This is a genomic window from Intrasporangium sp., assembly GCF_035280925.1.
In the GTDB taxonomy this organism is placed as follows: domain Bacteria; phylum Actinomycetota; class Actinomycetes; order Actinomycetales; family Dermatophilaceae; genus Intrasporangium.
Map to the genome: position 1 here is coordinate 25,190 of NZ_DATEEY010000016.1, position 16,937 is coordinate 42,126.

Sequence of the window (16,937 nt, forward strand, 5' to 3'; positions counted from 1 at the left end):
GCGGCGAGCCGCCTTGACTATCAGATGTTGCCGACGTGAGGCTAGGAAGCGGGCTGGCAGTGTCTCCCAAACGGCACAGGGCCGAACAGCATCGCCGACTCCCCAGCGGCGGCTCATCCTTGGAGGTCCCCATGGCACGTCCCTCCTTCTCCCGCGTCGCCATCCCCATGGTCGCCGTCGCCCTTCTCGCGAGCGCGTGCGGCGCTGATGAGCCCGGCTCCGCGGGCGGGACCGACGGCTCTGGCGGCGAGGCGCTGCGCGTCGCCGCGATCTTCTCCGGGTCGACGACTGATGCGGACTACAACGCCCTTGGCCTGCTCGCCCTCCAGGAGGCCGAGAAGAAGCACGGCGCCGAGACGGCGCACTCCGAGAGCGTGCCCGTGCCTGACGCCGAGCGCGTCATGAAGGAGTACCTCGCGGACGGCTACACCGTCATCTGGAGTCACGGCAGCCAGTACTTCGAGGCGACGAACAAGCTCGCCAAGCAGTATCCCGACGTCACGTTCATCGGCGAGTTCGATGACAAGCCGAAGGAGAGCGTCCCGAACCTCTGGATCCTCGATCGGAACTTCCACACCGCCTTCTACCCGATCGGGATCCTCGCTGCCGCGCAGACGACCTCGGGCAAGATCGGCTACGTCGGCGGCCTCTCGCTACCCTTCTCCTACTCCGAGGTCCACGCCATCAACCAGGCGCTCAAGGACAGCGGCTCCAACGCGACGGTGACCCCGGTCTGGACCGGCGACTTCAACGACCCCACCAAGGCCCAGCAGATCACGTCGCAGCTCATCGGGCAGGGGAACGACGTCATCATCGGTTCTCTCAACCTCGGGATGGTCGGCGCCTTCCAGGCCGTCAAGGGCAAGGACGTCAACGTCGTCGTCACAGCGAAGTACACGGACAAGTCGCAGTTCGACCCGGAGCACTACGCGACATCGACGATCTACGACTTCACCAAGCCGCTCGACGACATGCTGACCAAGATCGAGGCCGGTGAGACGAACGGCTACTACCCCCTCGGTTTCGACGCCGGCGTGTCGATCCAGGAGCCGAAGAATGTTCAGCCGGGCGTCGCCGACAAGGTCAACCAGGCGGTGGCGGACATCAAGGCTGGGACGATCACCGTCGAGAAGAACCTGAACCCGATCAAGTGAGCGAGTCTGCGAACCAGTCCGACTCGGAAACGACGCAAGAGACGCCACGGGTCACGGATGCCCTCCTCCGCATGGAGGGAATCCGTAAGACCTTCGGCCCGGTGATCGCCCTCGACGACGTCGACTTCGCCGTCGGCCGCAGCGAGGTGCATGGACTGCTCGGCGGCAACGGGGCCGGCAAGACGACCCTGATGAACGTCCTCTACGGCCTGTACCGACCCGACGGAGGGCAGGTGCTGCTCGAGGGCCGACCGGTCGACATCAGCGATCCGCGCGATGCCATCGACCACGGCATCGGCATGGTCCACCAGAACTTCCTGCAGGTCGAGACGTACACCGTGACCGAGAACATCGTCCTCGGCACCGACCTATCGTCCTGGCCGGCCATGAGGCTCAAGGAGCCGGCCGAGCGCATCGCTGAGCTGTCGTCCCGGTTCGGTCTCCGCGTGGACCCCGCGGCCCGGGTCGGCGACCTCTCCGTGGGCCTGCGCCAGCGAGTCGAGATCCTCAAGGCGCTCTACCGAGGTGCTCGCGTCCTCGTGCTGGACGAGCCGACCACCAATCTGACGCCGCAGGAGGTCGAGTCCCTCTTCGGGTCCCTACGTGCGATTGTCGACGAGGGGATGAGTGTCGTGTTCATCACGCACAAGATCCGCGAGACCCTGAGTGTCTGCGACGCCCTGACGGTCATGCGCGACGGCCGACGCGTCGGCACCCTGCCTCGACGCGACACGACGGCAACCGACCTCGCCACGCTCATGGTCGGCGACGACGTCATGGTCTCCCGGGTCACCGAGGTCGTCACAGCTGGCATGGCGGAGCCCGGAACGGTCACGGTCGCCTTGACCGACTCTCACCTGGACAACGCGGTGGTACGCGTCGAGGCCAAGGGCGTCAGCGCACTGAGCGATCACGCCGTCCCCGCGGTCACAGACGTGTCCTTCGCGCTTCGGCAGGGCGAGATCCTCGGTATCGCGGGCGTGGCTGGGAACGGGCAGGTCGAGCTGGCGGAGGCGCTGGCCGGGATCCGACCTCTCGCGAGCGGCGCGGTGTTGCTGGACGGGCGTGACCTCAGCGGTGAGCTGACGGCCCAATGGATCGACGCCGGCGTCGCATACGTTCCTGAGGACCGACACCGCGACGGCATCCTTCCCTCAGCCAGCATCGTCGAGAACCTCGTTCTCGGTGCGCAGCGAGGCACCCGGTTCCGCAAGGGCCCGCTGCTGGACTGGTCGCGTGCACGAAAGCATGCCGAGGAGTCGATCAAGAGGTTCTCGATCAAGACACCTTCTGCCGGCACGCCGGCTGGGCAGCTGTCCGGCGGCAACATCCAGCGCGTGATCCTGGCGCGGGCGTTCTCGCACCGACCCGGCTTCCTCATCCTGCACAATCCGACGCGCGGCCTCGACATCGCCTCCACCCAGTTCGTCTACGACCGCGCCCGAGAGGCCGTCGAGAAGGGGTCCGCGGTCCTGCTCATCTCCGAGGACCTCGACGAGCTGACCAGTCTGTGCGACCGACTCCTCGTCATCTACTCCGGGCGCATCGTGGGGGAACGCCCGAGGGGCAGCTACGACCAGTACGAGCTCGGCCACCTCATGGCAGGCCTGGCGGAGCCGACATGACCACCACCGCAACCCCTCCGACGAGAACGACCCCTCGTCTCGGCCGCCAAGCGGACCTGGGATGGCAGGTTGCGTCTTACGTGGTGGCCGTCCTCTTGGCCTTTGCCGTAGCTGGCATCGTGATTGCCCTCCTCGGCCACTCCCCTGTCGATGCCTACCGAGCGATCCTCACCACGTCCTTCAAGTCGTCGTTCGGGATCGTCGAGACCATCCACAAGTGGGTTCCACTCGTCCTGCTCGCGCTCGCCTTCACCATTCCCCTCGCCGCAGGGAAGTACAACATCGGCGGTGAGGGGCAGCTGCTCGTCGGCGCCACAGCCAGCGCGGCCATCGGGATCGTGCTGGCCGACCTCCCGCTCGTCGCACTTCTACCACTCGTGCTTCTGGGTGGGCTGCTCGCAGGATCCTTCTTCGCTTGGATCGCCGCGTGGCTCATGGACCGCTTCGGCGTGAACGAGATCCTCAGCACGGTGCTGCTGAACTTCGTCAGCTTCGGCATCGTCGACTACGTCGCGAGCGAGGTTTGGAGTGATCCGGCAGCCGGTCACCCCACGACCATCCCGATCGGCGAGGGTGGCCTCCTCCCCACGGTGGGCCGTCCGCCACTCCACCTGGGAGTGGTGCTCGCCCTGATCGTCGCCGTGGCCGTCATCATCGTCATGCGACGCACCGTGCCCGGCTACGAACTGCGCGCGGTCGGGGACAACCCGCGAGCGGCCCAGGTCCACGGGGTGCGCATCGGTCGGATCGCAGTCGGCTCTCTGGTCATCGGTGGAGCTCTGGCCGGGCTCGCCGGCGCTATCGAAGTCGCCGGTGTGCACGGCAAGCTCATCGAGGGAATGCAGTCCAACTACCTGCTTCTCGGGATCATCATCGGCCTCATCGCCCGTGGCAACGTCCTCGTCGTCCCCTTCGTCGCCTTCGGGATCAGCGTTCTCGAGGTGGGGGCCAGCGCCATGCAGCGCACTGCCGGCGTCCCGAGCGAGATGGTGCTCATCGTGGAGGCGCTGATCCTGCTGTTCCTGCTGTTCTCCGACGTCGTCGGGGCCCGACTGCGGAGGTCGTCCCGATGACCGAGGTTGAATCCTTCCTGCAGCTCGTCGTGACGGCGATGGTGCCCTTCATCCTCGCAGCGCAAGGCACCATGCTTGCTGGCCGGGCCGGCGTCTTCAACGTCGCGCAAGAGGGCATCATGATGCTCGGAGCGAGCGTGGGCTTCCTCGTCTCCCTCAAGCTGGGGGGCAACGGCGTGGGACTTCTCGTGGCAGCCTTGGCGGGCGCGATCCTGGGCTGGTTTCTGGGCTGGGTGACGACGCGCTTCCGGCTGGACCAGTTCGTCATCGGTTTGGCGTTGTTCTTCGCCGCCACCGGGATCGCCTCGTTGCTCTACAAAGTGGTCATCGGCGTGACCCTCCAACCACCCCTGATCCCCACGCTCGGTCGGATCGAGATCCCAGGGCTTGTCGCCATCCCCGTGATCGGACCCGTCCTGTTCGACCAGTCGGTCATGGTCTACGCGGCATTCCTGGTGTCCGGCTTGCTGTATTGGTACCTCTACCGGACCAGCCCCGGTCTCAAGCTGCGCTCGGTCGGCGAGAACCCCAAGGCCGCAGACAGCCTCGGTGTCAACGTCGCCGGGACCAGGATCTGGGCGTCAACCGCCGGTGGTGCGCTGATGGCGCTGGCCGGCGCCTACCTGCCCATGACCTATACGGGCACGTACACGGAGGGCATGGTCGCAGGCCGGGGTTGGTTGGCGATCGCTCTTGCCTTCTTCGGCGGATGGCGACCGCAGTACATTCTTGCGGGCGCCGCGTTCTTCGCCGGCATGGAAGTGCTTGCCCTGCGAGTGCAGGTCGCGGGCATCGACATCCCACATCAGTTCGTCTCGATGCTGCCGTTCATCGCCACCTTGCTGGTCATGATGTTCGCCCTGCGCTGGGCCAGTGTTCCGGCATTCCTGGGGCGCAACTACGACAGGGAGAGTCGTACCGGACACTGACCGTACGACTGGGAGCAGCACAGTGGAGTTCCGGATCCGACTGGCCACCGCCAGCGACCAGGAGGCCGTCGAGGAGGTCACCTGCGCGGCCTACCAACCGTGGGTCGAGGTCGTCGGTGGTCGCCCGGGACCGATGGACGCCGATTTCGCCTCCCTGATTGGCGACAGGAAGGTCCACGTCGCGGTTGTCTTCGGAGCATCCGGCCTCCACCCGTCCGTCGCTGGCGTGCTCGTGCAGGCGATCGAGGAATCCGCTCTCCTCATCGAGAACGTCGCGGTTCACCCAGCACACCAGCGTCGCGGCCTGGGTCTCGCGCTCGTCACGTTCGCCGAGGACACAGCCCGCGCGTGCGGACTGGCTGCGGTGCGGCTCTACACCCACGAACGGATGGCGGCAAATATCGCCTGGTACGAACAGCTCGGCTACGTCATCAGCGGAACCGAGCCGATCGAGTCCGGTCGGCTCGTGCACCTGCGCAAGTCCCTTTCCGGCGCCGAGTAGTGCCCCTTGGCCCTCAGCGCACCCGGCGCCGCTCAGCCACCGAAGCCGTCGAGCGGCTGTTCTGAACCGAGCCCACAGAGTGGATTTGGAGGATGGCGGCACCGCCGGCCGGCTGCTTTGATGGGTTGAAGGACGTCAAGGAAGAGGTGGGTCATGGACGCGACAGGCCGTCAGCGCAACGCCGAGCTCGACTCCCAGAGCGCGGGCACGCGTCGAACCGTCCGTTACGTCGCGGCCGCCATGAGCGCGGCCGTCGCGATCCTCTACGTGGTGCTCATGCTCCTCGTGAGGAACGCCGAGCTCGAGCCGGGCGCGACCGACACGACGACCTACGGGGGCTACGTCGGCCTCGCCGTGGCCTATGCCATCGGAGCGGTGATCCTCTTCGTCGTCGACAACCGGATGCTGCACCTGCTCGGGGCCGGCGTGCAGATCATCGTCCTGCTGCTCTTCCTTGCGTTCGGCATCGGGCTGCTCGGCGAAGGTGTCTTCGAGAACGAGGCCATCAGCCACCTGCCCATCGGCCTGTGGGCGACCCTCATCACCGGCGCCCAGGTCGTCCTCCTCGCGATGCTCGGCTACCTCGCCGACTGGCGGGTCACCCAAGCCGAGCGCTGACCCGCCGCTGGCAACACCTGCCACCCGATTCCGGACCCGCTTGCCACAAAGTGACACGACGGGAAGGTCGTGCGCGCGCCTAGGCTCGGGCACAGCGGCATACGGCATCATCCATGCACGAGGAGCGCACGTGAGCGGACCCCTGGACGACATCGTCGTCATCGACCTCTCACGAGCCCTCGCGGGGCCGCACGCCGGCATGATGCTCGGCGACATGGGGGCGCGCGTCATCAAGGTGGAGACACCGGGACACGGTGATGACACGCGTGGGTGGGGCCCGCCCTTCGTGGGCCCGGAGGACGATCCCATCTCGACGTACTACCTCTCGTGCAACCGCAACAAGGAGTCCGTCACTCTCGACCTCAAGTCGGATGACGGTCGCGACACGCTGACCCGCCTCGTGCGGCACGGGGACGTCCTGATCGAGAACTTCCGCCCCGGTGTCCTCGACCGGCTCGGCTTCCCGACCGAGCGACTGCACGAGATCAACCCACGCCTCGTCATCCTGTCGATCAGCGGCTTCGGGCACGACGGGCCGGAGGGGGGACGCGCCGGCTACGACCAGATCGCCCAGGGCGAGGGCGGCTTGATGTCGCTCACCGGCAGCGGTCCCGGCGACCCGCAGCGAGTCGGAGTCCCGATCGGTGACCTCCTCGCCGGGATGTACGGCGCCCATGGAGTCACGTCGGCCCTCCACGAGCGCCACCGGACGGGTCGGGGGCGCGTCGTGCGCACCTCGCTGCTCGCCGCCATCGTCGGGGTGCACGCCTTCCAGGGCACGCGGTACACCGTTGCCGGCGAGGTCGGACGGGCGCAGGGAAACCACCACCCCTCGATCGCCCCCTATGGCCTGTTCACCTGCAAGGACGGCATGGTCCAGATCTCCTGTGGCAGCGAGGGGCTGTGGGTCAAGCTCGCCAACGCTTTCGGCATCGACCCCGCGACGCCCGGCCTGGCCACGAACCGCGAGAGGGTTGCCAACCGGGACCACCTCATCGAGATCATCGACGCGGCCTTTGCGCCCCACGGCCTCGACGAGCTCGTCGAGCGGCTCGCCGAGGTGGGCGTCCCGGCGGGCCAGGTCCGGACGCTGGACCACGTCTACGAGTGGGAGCAGACCAGGTCCCAGGGGCTGGTCCTCGACGTCGACCATCCGGTGCTCGGGTCGATCACGATCCCGGGGCCTCCGATCCGCCTCGACGACAATGCTTTTGCCGGTGGGCGCGAGGAGCACCTGCACCCCCCGATGTTGGGCGAGCACAACGAGTCGGTTCGCACCTGGCTCGACGAGCAGGACGCCCATGGGTGACCCTGGCTTGTCAAGCGAGCAGGCGGCTGGGTCGCACGGTCACCGGGAAACCAGCCGCCTCGTAGCGGACCCGCTCGAGGTTGCGGTCGACGGGCCGCGTGCTGGCGACAACACCACTGCGGCGAACGCTGGGGCGGTCGGGAGGCATCATCGTCCCCCTTCTTCGTCCGTCGTCCAAGGGTGGCCCAAACCGGTGCGGCCGGGTCGGCGCTCATCCACAGGGAGGTAGCCATGTCGACGTCCGCCAAGCGCCTTGGCGCGCGAGAGCTTCTCGACACCGTCCTCGACGAGGGTTCGTGGGCCAGCTGGGACACTACGCCGGCGCAGCTCGCGCCGGAGGGTTCGCCGTATGCCGCTGAGCTGGCTGCCGCTCGCGAGCGCAGTGGGTGCGACGAGGCGATCATCACTGGCGAGGGCCGGATCCGTGGACGACGGGTGGCGATCATCGCCGGGGAGTTCCGCTTCCTGGCGGGGTCCATCGGTGCGGTCGCGGCCGAGCGGATCGTGCTGGCATTCGAGCGCGCCCGACGGGAGGAGCTGCCGATGTTCGCGGCACCGGCCTCGGGCGGGACCCGGATGCAGGAGGGGACGCCGGCCTTCGTCGGGATGGTGAAGATCAGCGCGGCCTGTGCGCAGTTCAAGGCGGCCCGGCTGCCCTACCTCGTCTACCTTCGTCACCCCACGACCGGCGGCGTCTTCGCCTCGTGGGGCTCCCTCGGGCAGGTCACCGTGGCGGAGCCAGGGGCGATGATCGGCTTCCTCGGCGCCCGGGTCTACGAGGCGCTCTACGGTCGCGCCTTCCCCGAGGACGTGCAGACGGCCGAGAACCTCTTCGAGCACGGGCTCATCGACGCGATCCTGCCGGTGGAGGCCCTCGCCGAGACCGCCGACCGGGCGCTCAACGTGCTCATGGGCGCACGGGAGGAGCCGCCCGTGGTTGCCGACGTGCCGAGGGAGCACCTGGCCGACCTCCCGGCGTGGGACTCCATCGAACGCTCCCGCCGGACCGATCGACCCGGCGTGCGCGCCCTGCTCAAGCTCGGTGCGACGGACGTGCTGCCCCTGCACGGGACGGGCTCCGGCGAGTACGACCCAGGGTTGCTCATGGCCCTGGCGCGGTTCGGCGGCGCGCCGTGCATCGTGCTCGGCCAGGACCGGCGAGGCCAGACCCTGGATGAGCCTCTGTCCCCCAAGGGGCTTCGCGTTGCCCGGCGTGGGATGGCGCTGGCGCGCGAGCTCGACCTGCCGCTGGTCAGCGTCATCGACACCGCTGGTGCCGCCCTGTCGAAGGAGGCGGAGGAGGGTGGCATGGCGGGTGAGATCGCCCGGTGCCTCGCCGAGCTCGTCACCCTCCAAGCGCCCACGCTGTGCGTCCTGCTCGGGCAGGGCACGGGCGGTGGGGCACTGGCCCTCATGCCCGCCGACCGCGTCATCTGCGCACAGCACTCGTGGCTCTCGCCGCTGCCCCCCGAGGGCGCCTCCGCGATCCTGCACCGGGACACGACACATGCGCCCGAGCTCGCCGCGGCGCAGCGAGTCAGGTCGTTGGACCTGCTCGCCGATGGCATCGTCGACCGCATCGTCGCCGAGCGCCCCGATGCGGCCGAGGAGCCGGCGGAGTTCTGCCAGCGGATGAGCCAGGCGATCCAGCACGAGCTGGCGGTCCTCGTCCGCGAGGAGCCGGCGGCACGTCTGGAGGCGCGCCTCGCCCGGTACCGCCACCTCTGACGCTCTCTTGCACACTCGACCGGCGCGGGCTGCACACTCGACCGGCGCGGACTGCACACTCGACGACACTTGGCCCGCTCCTCGTCGAGTGTGCAGAACTCGCCATCAGAGCTTGAGGGCGGCCTCGCGGACCTCGTGGAGAGCCGCGGCACGAAGCGGGTCTGCCTGGTCGGTGACGAGATTGGGCCGGAACTCGATCGTCGTCACGTCCTCGATGCCGGCCCAGTCGAGCCACCACTCGAGGTAGGGGCGTTGGAAGTCGATGCCGAAGGGCGTCGGCCTACCCTCGCCATAGACCGCGCTCGTGAGAACGAGGACGGCCTTCTTGCCGGTGAGCAGCCCGGAGTACCCGACCTCGGCGTCGAACCGGAAGAGCATTCCCGGCTGGCTCACGACATCGATGAGCTGCTTGAGGACATAGGGAATGCTCCCGTTCCACATCGGCACGGACAACAGGTACGCGTCGGCGGCATCGAGGCGCCGGAACGCCGCGCTGGCTCGCTCCCAGGCGGCGGCTGCGGCGCCGGTAGGCTCCTGTCCTGCAAAGACGGCCATCTTGGCTGCACTGGCATCGGGACCGAAGCCGGGCAGAGAGCCGTCCCAGAGATCCCAGTGCTCGACCTGGACGTCCGGGCGGTCGACGACCGCTGCAACGTAGGCCTCTGCCAGTGCAAGAGACTCGGACGCTCCGCCTCGTGGTGAGGCGGAGATGTGAAGTAGTCGGGTCATGGTGACCTCCTGATAGGAATGTGCGTGCGCACGTAACTATAAAGGTGCGGGCGCACGCAATCAAGGGGTACTCTCTCCCCCATGGCCTCCCGTTCCCGACGACAGCTCGCGGCCGACGCCTGGGGAGCGCTGCTCCAGACGCACGCCACGCTGGTGCCGGAGCTCGACCGGTCGCTGCGGTCGCACTCCGGACTCCCGCTCGCCTGGTACGACGTCCTCCTCGAGCTGTCGGCAGCCCATGACGGCCGACTGCGCATGTCAGAGCTCGCCCAGCGCGCGGTCCTCAGCCGGACCCGGATCAGCCGGGTCGTCGACGAGCTCGTCCGGGCCGGCCTCGTCGCCAAGGAGCCCAACCCGGTCGACGCCCGGTCGTCCTATGCCGTCATCACCACCGAGGGCAGGCAGCGTTTCGAGGTGAGTGCGCCGCACTACGTCGGGCAGATCGAGCGGCGCTTCGCCGCCGGCCTGACCGACGACGAGCTGCGCATCATCGCCCGCGCCCTGCGCCGAGTCCAGACCCACGGCATCACGACGACGCCGACCACCCGCTGAGGGCAGGCGAAGTGCGGCAGGAGCAGGAGCGCGCGTGCGTGGGGAGCGAGCTCAGCGGCATACGTACAACTGACAACGAACGCCCCCGGGTTGGGCAGGACCTGCCAACGCGCCCGGCCCCGCCCGCTCCCTAGGCTCACCCGCAATGACATCGAGGAGAGTGGCATGAGGGTGCTCGTCGCACTCGGCGGCAACGCGATGACCGGGCCCGACGGGAGCGCGGCTCCGCACGAGCAGCGGCGGGCGATTCGGAGGGCGATGTCCCATGTCGCCGACCTCGTTGCCGCGGGCCACGAGGTCGCCATCACCCATGGCAACGGCCCTCAGGTCGGCAACATCCTGGTCAAGAACGAGCTCGCCGCCCACGTCGTCCCGCCCGTGCCCCTCGACTGGTGCGGCGCGCAGACGCAGGGCACCATCGGCTTCACCATGCTCGACGCGCTCGAGGCGTCCCTCGCGCGGCGGGGAGCCCAGCGGCCCGTCGCCGCCATCGTGACGCGCACCCTCGTCGACCCCGACGACCCAGGCTTCACGAAGCCGACCAAGCCCGTCGGGCGCTACCTCAGCAAGGCCGACGCTGAGCCGCTCATCGCGCTGGGGCAGGTCTGGGAGGACCGGGGAGCCAAGGGCTGGCGGCGGGTCGTCGCCTCGCCCGAGCCACTCGAGGTGCTCGACGCTCACACCTTGCTCACGCTCATGCAGGCGGGTTACGTCGCCGTGGCCGCCGGCGGGGGCGGCATCCCCGTCGTGCGGTCGGACGCTGCCACCGTGCACGGAGTAGAGGCCGTCATCGACAAGGACCTCACGGCGGCCCTGCTCGCCCGCGCCATCGACGCCGATGCGCTCGTCATCGCGACGGACGTCCCCCACGCGGTCGTCGGCTGGGGCACGCCCGAGGCGAGGCCACTCGAGCGCGTGACGCTGGCCGAGCTCGAGGGGTACGCCGCGGCAGGGCACTTCGCCTCCGGCTCGATGGGGCCGAAGGTCGACGCGGCCATGCGGTTCGTGCGGTCCGGTGGCCGCCGCAGCATCATCACCGCGCTGGACCAGATCACCGAGGCCGTGGACCACGGCGTCGGAACCGTCATCGAGAACCCCACGCCCCCAGACGACTACGAAAGGTGAGTCACGTGCCAGAAGCCATCGAGGTACGCAAGGTCCCGATCCACTCCGTCGCCGACGCATCCGAGCTCGCCCACCTCATCGACGCCGGAGTCATGGAGGCCAGCCGGGTCATCGCCATCATCGGCAAGACGGAGGGCAACGGCGGGGTCAACGACTACACCCGCATCATCGCCGACCGCGCCTTCCGCGAGGTGCTCGTCGAGAAGGGCGCCCCCGCCGACCAGGTGAAGCAAATCCCGATCGTGTGGTCCGGCGGAACCGATGGAGTCATCAGCCCGCACGCGACGATCTTCGCCACGGTGCCAGCTGACCGGACGGAGCCGTCCGACGACCTGCGCCTCACCGTGGGGTTCGCGATGAGCGAGCCGATCAATCCGGAGGAGATCGGCTACGTCGGGATGATCAAGAAGGTTGCAGACGGCGTGACGGTCGCGATGGAGCGGGCGGGGATCTCCGACCCCAAGGACGTCCACTACGTCCAGACGAAGACCCCGCTGCTGACGATCCACACCATCCGCGACGCCAAGTCCCGCGGGATGAAGGTCTGGACCGAGCACACGCACGAGTCGATGGACCTGTCCAACGGCACGACCGGCCTCGGCATCGCCGTCGCTCTCGGCGAGATCGAGATGCCGACGGACGAGGACGTCATGCACAACCGCTCGCTCTACTCGTCCGTCGCGTCCTGCTCGTCGGGCGTGGAGCTCGACCAGGCGCAGATCGTCGTCGTCGGCAACACCCGCGGCATCGGGGGGCGGTACCGGATCGGCCACTCCGTCATGCGCGACGCCCTGGACCAGGACGGCATCTGGGAGGCCATCAAGGGCGCCGGGCTCGACCTGCCCGAGCGCCCGCACTGGACGGACCTCAAGGGCCGGCTCGTCAACGTCTTCCTCAAGTGCGAGGTCAGCCAGGACGGGACCGTGCACGGGCGCCGCAACGCCATGCTCGACGACTCGGACGTTCACTGGCACCGCCAGATCAAGTCAGCCGTGGGCGGCGTCACCGCTGCGGTGACCGGCGACCCGGCCGTGTTCGTGTCGGTGTCGGCCGCTCACCAGGGACCGGACGGTGGTGGCCCGGTCGCAGCCATCGTGGACCTCGGCGAGGGCGAGCCGACCGGTTACCAGTGGGCGCCGCCGGCCTGATCCCCTCGGGACACCACCGCAACACACCCGCTCGTCGCGTGCCTCCCCACGTGCAGGAGGGGTGACCGCGCGGTAGGCCGGTGTGTTGCGGCATGGGTGGGTGGGGCGCGCGCGGCTCTCCCCCGACGCTGGGTCAGTGGGCGAAGTGCCGGGTCCCGGTGAAGTACATCGTCACGCCCGCCGCCTGGGCCGCCTCGATGACCTCGGCGTCCCGGACCGAACCACCCGGGGCCACGACGGCTCGCACTCCCGCGTCGAGCAGGATCTGCAGCCCGTCGGCGAACGGGAAGAACGCGTCCGATGCCGCGACCGCCCCGCGGGCTCGCTCCTCGCCCGCGCGACGCACGGCGAGATAGCACGAGTCGACCCGGTTGACCTGCCCCATGCCGATCCCGACCGCCGCCCCGTCCCTGGCCAGGAGGATGGCATTGGACTTGACCGCGCGGACCGCGCGCCACGCGAACTGCAGGCCCGCCAGCATCGCCTCGTCGGCTGCGGCACCGGAAACCAGCCGCCAGGAGTCCGCCTGGTCACCACCGGTCACCGCGCCGGTCGCGTCATGCACCAGGGCGTCAACCCGGTCGACGTCCTGCATGAGCAGTCCCCCGGAGATCGGACGCGTCTCCATCGACGTGGTACGGATCGCGTCCTCGGCGGGCAGCCGCAGGATGCGGATGTTCTTCTTGCCCTGGAGGATCGACAGGGCCTCGTCCTCGAAGTCCGGCGCGATGATGACCTCGGTGAAGACGTCCTTGACCTTGCCGGCCATGCCAGCGGTCACCGTGCGGTTCGTCGCGATGATCCCGCCGAAAGCGGATATGGGATCCGTCGCATGTGCGCGCGCGTAGGCCTCCTCGATCGTCTCGCCGACTGCGATGCCACAGGGGTTGGCGTGCTTGACGATCGCGACCGTGGGCTGGTCGCCGTGGTCGTAGGCGGCCCGCACCGCGGCGTCCGTGTCGACGTAGTTGTTGTAGGACATCTCCTTGCCGTGCAACTGCTCCGCCGAGGCCACGCCCGCGGTTCCATTGCGGTAGAGAGCGGCTCGCTGGTGCGGGTTCTCGCCGTAGCGCAGCGTCGAGGCCAGCGCGGAGTCGCCCCCGGTCCACATGGGGAAGCCGTCGCTCCCGGCGCCCGCGTAGTCCTGCATCCAGCTCGCGACTGCGGTGTCGTAGCTCGCCGTGTGCACGAACGCCTCCGCCGCCAGCCGCTTGCGCTGGTCGAGCGTGAAACCGCCGGCTCCCAGCGCGTCGACAATGTGGCCGTATGCCGCTGGGCTCGTCACGATCGCCACGCTGGGGTGGTTCTTGGCGGCGGCCCGCACCAACGTGGGGCCACCGATGTCGATCTGCTCGACGCACTCGTCCTCGCTGGCGCCGGACACCACGGTCTCCCGGAAGGGATAGAGGTTGACGACGACGAGCTCGAAGGCCTCGACACCGAGGTCGGCCAGCTGCCCGAGGTGGCCCGGCTTGCGGGTGTCGGCGAGGATGCCGGCGTGCACCTTGGGGTGCAGCGTCTTGACCCGCCCCTCGAGGCACTCCGGGAAGCCGGTCAGCTCCTCGACCGGCGTGACCGCGATCCCGAGGGAGGCGATCGTCTGGGCCGTCGATCCCGTCGAGACGATCGAGACACCCGCCGAGTCGAGCGTCCTCGCAAGGTCCTCGAGACCGGTCTTGTCGTAGACGGAGATGAGTGCGCGCTGGATCGGGCGGCGACCGTCGGGCATGTGGTGGCTCCTGCGCTGATCAGAAGGACATCAGGTTCCGGGAGCACCCAGGCGGGCGATGCCCCGACGTTCACTCCCTGGTGGTTCCCCACCTGCGCCAGTCGTGTCCGCCCAGCCTACTCATCCAACCGAGCCGCCCAGAAATGTCTCGTGCCACACGGACACACCGCGCACTCGACGAATTGGGTGGGCAGCCGCTGGCTGGGCTGACGTCGAGTGTGCACTTGGCCCAGGAAGCCCGGCGCGTAGTGCACAGTCGACCAAGTGGGGGCCTGCGGCGCTTACTGCACACTCGACGAAGGGGGGCCGAGGCGGACCCGGTGTCCCTCGACGGTGAAGCCCCCGTGGGCCAGCCGGCGGACGACGTCCACGAGCATGGCCCGCTCCTGCACCTTGATCCGCTCGTGGAGCGACTCCTCCGTGTCGTCCTCAGCGACCGCCACGACGCGCTGGTCGATGACCGGCCCCGTGTCGATGCCGGCGTCGACGAGGTGACAGGTCGTCCCGGTCACCTTGACGCCATACGCCAGCGCATCCCGCACCCCATGCGCGCCGGGGAAGCTCGGCAGCAGGGCCGGATGGGTGTTGATCACCGTCTGCTCGGAGAGGACGCGCTCACCCAGGATCCGCATGAAGCCGGCGGAGACGACGAAGCGGGGCCGCACCTCTCGGAGCCGCTCCGCCAGCGCGGCGTCCCACTCCCCACGCGACGGGAACTCGGCCGGAGCGCAGATGAACAAGGGGATCCCGGCCCGTTCGGCCCGGTCCAGCCCGCTGCACGGGCGATCCGAACCGACCGCCGCGATCCGCACCCCGTATGCCGGGTCGCCCGCAGCGTCGATGAGGGCCTGGAGCAGCGTGCCCGAGCCGGACACGAGGACGACGATGTCGACTGGGCCGCTCGCTGGGGGGACCTCGGACGCCACGGGCGGAGTCTAGCCGTGACCCTTCGGACCCGTTGAGCGACCGCGGCGTCCCATGGGTCAGGATGGGTGGGTGAGCAGTCCAGACGAGCGGCACGACATCGGGTTCGCGCGCGAGAAGGCCAAGCGCACCCTTCCGGTGACGCTCCTCGTGCTCCTCGGCATCATCGCGATGTACCTGCCGTTGCCGAAGCGGTTCGTCGCCGCGATCCCCTTCCTCATCGCCGCCGTGCTCACGGTGCGGCTGCTCCGTTTCCTGGCCCATCGAAGCGGGCGGGAGAAGATCTGGCCCGCCATCACGTTGGGGATCGTCGCGATGATGTTGTCCACGCTGGCGATGCAGCTGGCGTTCTACGACGACGTCAGCGCCTACGAGGCCTGCATCGAGTCAGCGCAGACGCAGCAGGCACGGGGGGACTGCGAGCAGCTCAAGGAGCAGAGCCCGCTCGGGAGCCGCTTCCTGTTCGAGTAGGGGTCGCCGTCCCCGTGCTGCCGCGCTCAACCCACGCCCGCCACGCGGCCCAGACCACGCCGCCGGCAACCACCTCGACCAGGAGGGCCGCGACGACTGGCAGCACCGCCGGCCCAACCGAGGCCAGCCGTTCGACGCCGATCGAGCCGTTGCCGAGCCAGGTGAGCAGCCCGATCGCGCCCACCGCGATCGCCCCGGCGACGGACGTGGCAAGCAACCGGGCACGGGTGTTGCCGAAGAACTCGAGGTCACGGTCGACCCACCGCCCGATGAGGACCCCACACAGGAATGGGACGAGCACGACCGCGTACATGGCACTGGAATAGTCGGCCTCGCCAGGCAGGGCCCCGAGAACGGGAACCAGCGGCATGAGCCCCGGATGCGCGGCGGCTGGGGAGATGACGGAGCCGGCCGCGATCGAGAAGCCGGGACCGGCCAGGAACGCCAGGACCCACGTCGCGGCATTGCCGAGGAGCATGACCTGGGCGAGGACGACGATCGCCCCGGCAGCGGGGCTGAGCCCGTACTCCCGATGGATCCGCAGTACCTCGTCGAGGTTGAGCAGGATGCGCAGCACCACGACCGCGAGCCCGGCGCCGAACAGGAGGCCCGCCCCACGCCAGCCGATCGCCCACGCCGAGGGCAGCCACGCGGGGCCGCGCCGGAACCATCCCCTCACGAAGCCGGGCGCGTCAGGGTCACCCGGTCGAAGCAGCAGGTAGCCCAGGGCCACGACCGGCACGAGCGCAGTGCCCGGCAGGGCGGCCACGCCGGGCGTCACGCTCCCACCGAGGGTGAGGAGCGAGAAGACGGCCGCCGCGCCGCTGTAGCCGATGACGAACCCGGGCACGATGCCGAGCCTGGCCACACGGCCCCACTCCCCTTCCGAGACGATGGCTCGCTCCGTGCCGATGAGGCGCCGGCCCCACCGCGCAGTGACATAGACGAACACGAGGAACAGGGCGACAGGCGTCAGCGAGATGGTCACCCCGCTGCCCCCGATCGACTGGCCGTGGCCGACGAACCAGATCGCCGTGCCGACCTGCACCGCCGAGAACCACCCGAGGCTGCCCTCCGGCGCCGCGAGCCAGCCGACGAGGGCCGGCAGGACGACGACGGCCCACGTGCCGATCGCGGCGAGGGCCCCGGAGCGGATCGCCGCGGACCGGGCGCTCGCGGTGGCGGAGACGTGCGGCGGGTTGGACAGCTGGCTCACTCCAGTCGGCGGCTCGGGGCGGTGCCCCCATCGTCACAAGCAGGCACCCCTCGAGCCAGCACCCACGCCGGTGGAGATGCAGTTCGCAGGTCCGGGTCGCGAACT

17 protein-coding genes and 1 riboswitch are annotated in these 16,937 nt (G+C 69.1%); of the genes, 12 read left to right on the top strand and 5 right to left on the bottom strand.

Annotated elements, in window-relative coordinates; translation table 11 throughout:
• The first annotated feature begins 131 nt into the window (after positions 1-131).
• The 7 genes from VJN29_RS01835 to VJN29_RS01865 all read left to right on the top strand — a co-directional run bounded on the left by VJN29_RS01835 (position 132) and on the right by VJN29_RS01865 (position 7,210).
• A complete protein-coding gene (locus VJN29_RS01835; RefSeq protein ID WP_324141759.1) occupies positions 132-1,154 on the top strand; it encodes a BMP family protein in 1,023 nt (340 codons plus the stop codon).
• A gap of 71 nt (positions 1,155-1,225) precedes the next feature.
• A complete protein-coding gene (locus tag VJN29_RS01840) occupies positions 1,226-2,779 on the top strand; it encodes an ABC transporter ATP-binding protein (RefSeq protein ID WP_324141760.1) in 1,554 nt (517 codons plus the stop codon).
• Between the two features lie 119 nt (positions 2,780-2,898).
• Entirely contained in the window at positions 2,899-3,852 is a 954-nt protein-coding gene (locus VJN29_RS01845) for an ABC transporter permease (RefSeq protein WP_324141761.1), read from the top strand.
• Entirely contained in the window at positions 3,849-4,781 is a 933-nt protein-coding gene (locus VJN29_RS01850) for an ABC transporter permease (RefSeq protein ID WP_324141762.1), read from the top strand. The genes VJN29_RS01845 and VJN29_RS01850 overlap by 4 nt, the downstream gene beginning before the upstream one ends.
• A gap of 22 nt (positions 4,782-4,803) precedes the next feature.
• Positions 4,804-5,283 carry a GNAT family N-acetyltransferase gene (locus VJN29_RS01855; protein WP_324141763.1) on the top strand — a complete coding sequence of 160 codons (480 nt, stop codon included), beginning with the start codon at positions 4,804-4,806 and terminating at the stop codon, positions 5,281-5,283.
• Positions 5,284-5,436: 153 nt separating this feature from the next.
• Positions 5,437-5,901 carry a hypothetical protein gene (locus VJN29_RS01860; protein ID WP_324141764.1) on the top strand — a complete coding sequence of 155 codons (465 nt, stop codon included), beginning with the start codon at positions 5,437-5,439 and terminating at the stop codon, positions 5,899-5,901.
• Between the two features lie 130 nt (positions 5,902-6,031).
• The gene (locus tag VJN29_RS01865) at positions 6,032-7,210 is read left to right on the top strand and encodes a CoA transferase (RefSeq protein WP_324141765.1); all 1,179 of its coding nucleotides are present in this window, start codon (positions 6,032-6,034) and stop codon (positions 7,208-7,210) included.
• A gap of 10 nt (positions 7,211-7,220) precedes the next feature.
• Here VJN29_RS01865 and VJN29_RS01870 read toward each other — a convergent pair whose 3' ends face one another.
• A complete protein-coding gene (locus VJN29_RS01870) occupies positions 7,221-7,361 on the bottom strand; it encodes a hypothetical protein (RefSeq protein ID WP_324141766.1) in 141 nt (46 codons plus the stop codon).
• Between the two features lie 80 nt (positions 7,362-7,441).
• Here VJN29_RS01870 and VJN29_RS01875 point away from each other — a divergent pair, with 80 nt between their 5' ends.
• The gene (locus VJN29_RS01875) at positions 7,442-8,938 is read left to right on the top strand and encodes a carboxyl transferase domain-containing protein (protein WP_324141767.1); all 1,497 of its coding nucleotides are present in this window, start codon (positions 7,442-7,444) and stop codon (positions 8,936-8,938) included.
• Positions 8,939-9,043: 105 nt separating this feature from the next.
• Here the strand turns inward: VJN29_RS01875 and VJN29_RS01880 are convergent, their stop codons facing one another.
• The gene (locus tag VJN29_RS01880) at positions 9,044-9,667 is read right to left on the bottom strand and encodes an FMN-dependent NADH-azoreductase (protein ID WP_324141768.1); all 624 of its coding nucleotides are present in this window, start codon (positions 9,665-9,667) and stop codon (positions 9,044-9,046) included.
• A gap of 81 nt (positions 9,668-9,748) precedes the next feature.
• Here VJN29_RS01880 and VJN29_RS01885 point away from each other — a divergent pair, with 81 nt between their 5' ends.
• From VJN29_RS01885 to VJN29_RS01895, 3 genes are all read left to right on the top strand, one after another.
• Positions 9,749-10,219, top strand: coding sequence for a MarR family winged helix-turn-helix transcriptional regulator (locus VJN29_RS01885; protein WP_324141769.1), 471 nt, complete (start codon positions 9,749-9,751; stop codon positions 10,217-10,219).
• Positions 10,220-10,384: 165 nt separating this feature from the next.
• On the top strand, positions 10,385-11,344 hold the full coding sequence (locus VJN29_RS01890) for a carbamate kinase (protein WP_324141770.1): 960 nt from the start codon (positions 10,385-10,387) through the stop codon (positions 11,342-11,344).
• A gap of 5 nt (positions 11,345-11,349) precedes the next feature.
• On the top strand, positions 11,350-12,492 hold the full coding sequence (locus VJN29_RS01895; protein WP_324141771.1) for a ring-opening amidohydrolase: 1,143 nt from the start codon (positions 11,350-11,352) through the stop codon (positions 12,490-12,492).
• Positions 12,493-12,625: 133 nt separating this feature from the next.
• On the opposite strand, the gene purH is transcribed toward VJN29_RS01895, so the two are convergent.
• Positions 12,626-14,221, bottom strand: coding sequence for a bifunctional phosphoribosylaminoimidazolecarboxamide formyltransferase/IMP cyclohydrolase (purH, locus tag VJN29_RS01900; protein ID WP_324141772.1), 1,596 nt, complete (start codon positions 14,219-14,221; stop codon positions 12,626-12,628).
• A 38-nt stretch (positions 14,222-14,259) separates the two neighbouring features.
• A riboswitch (ZMP/ZTP riboswitch) is annotated at positions 14,260-14,336 on the bottom strand.
• A 166-nt stretch (positions 14,337-14,502) separates the two neighbouring features.
• Positions 14,503-15,147 carry a phosphoribosylglycinamide formyltransferase gene (gene purN / locus VJN29_RS01905; protein WP_324141773.1) on the bottom strand — a complete coding sequence of 215 codons (645 nt, stop codon included), beginning with the start codon at positions 15,145-15,147 and terminating at the stop codon, positions 14,503-14,505.
• A gap of 70 nt (positions 15,148-15,217) precedes the next feature.
• On the opposite strand from purN, the gene VJN29_RS01910 reads away from it, so the two are divergent.
• Positions 15,218-15,616, top strand: a complete 399-nt coding sequence (locus tag VJN29_RS01910; RefSeq protein WP_324141774.1) for a hypothetical protein — start codon at positions 15,218-15,220, stop codon at positions 15,614-15,616.
• Here VJN29_RS01910 and VJN29_RS01915 read toward each other — a convergent pair.
• Positions 15,573-16,832: a DUF6350 family protein gene (locus VJN29_RS01915; RefSeq protein WP_324141775.1), complete on the bottom strand. Its 1,260-nt coding sequence runs from the start codon at positions 16,830-16,832 to the stop codon at positions 15,573-15,575. The two genes, VJN29_RS01910 and VJN29_RS01915, sit on opposite strands and share 44 nt — an antisense overlap.
• Positions 16,833-16,937 lie beyond the last annotated feature (105 nt).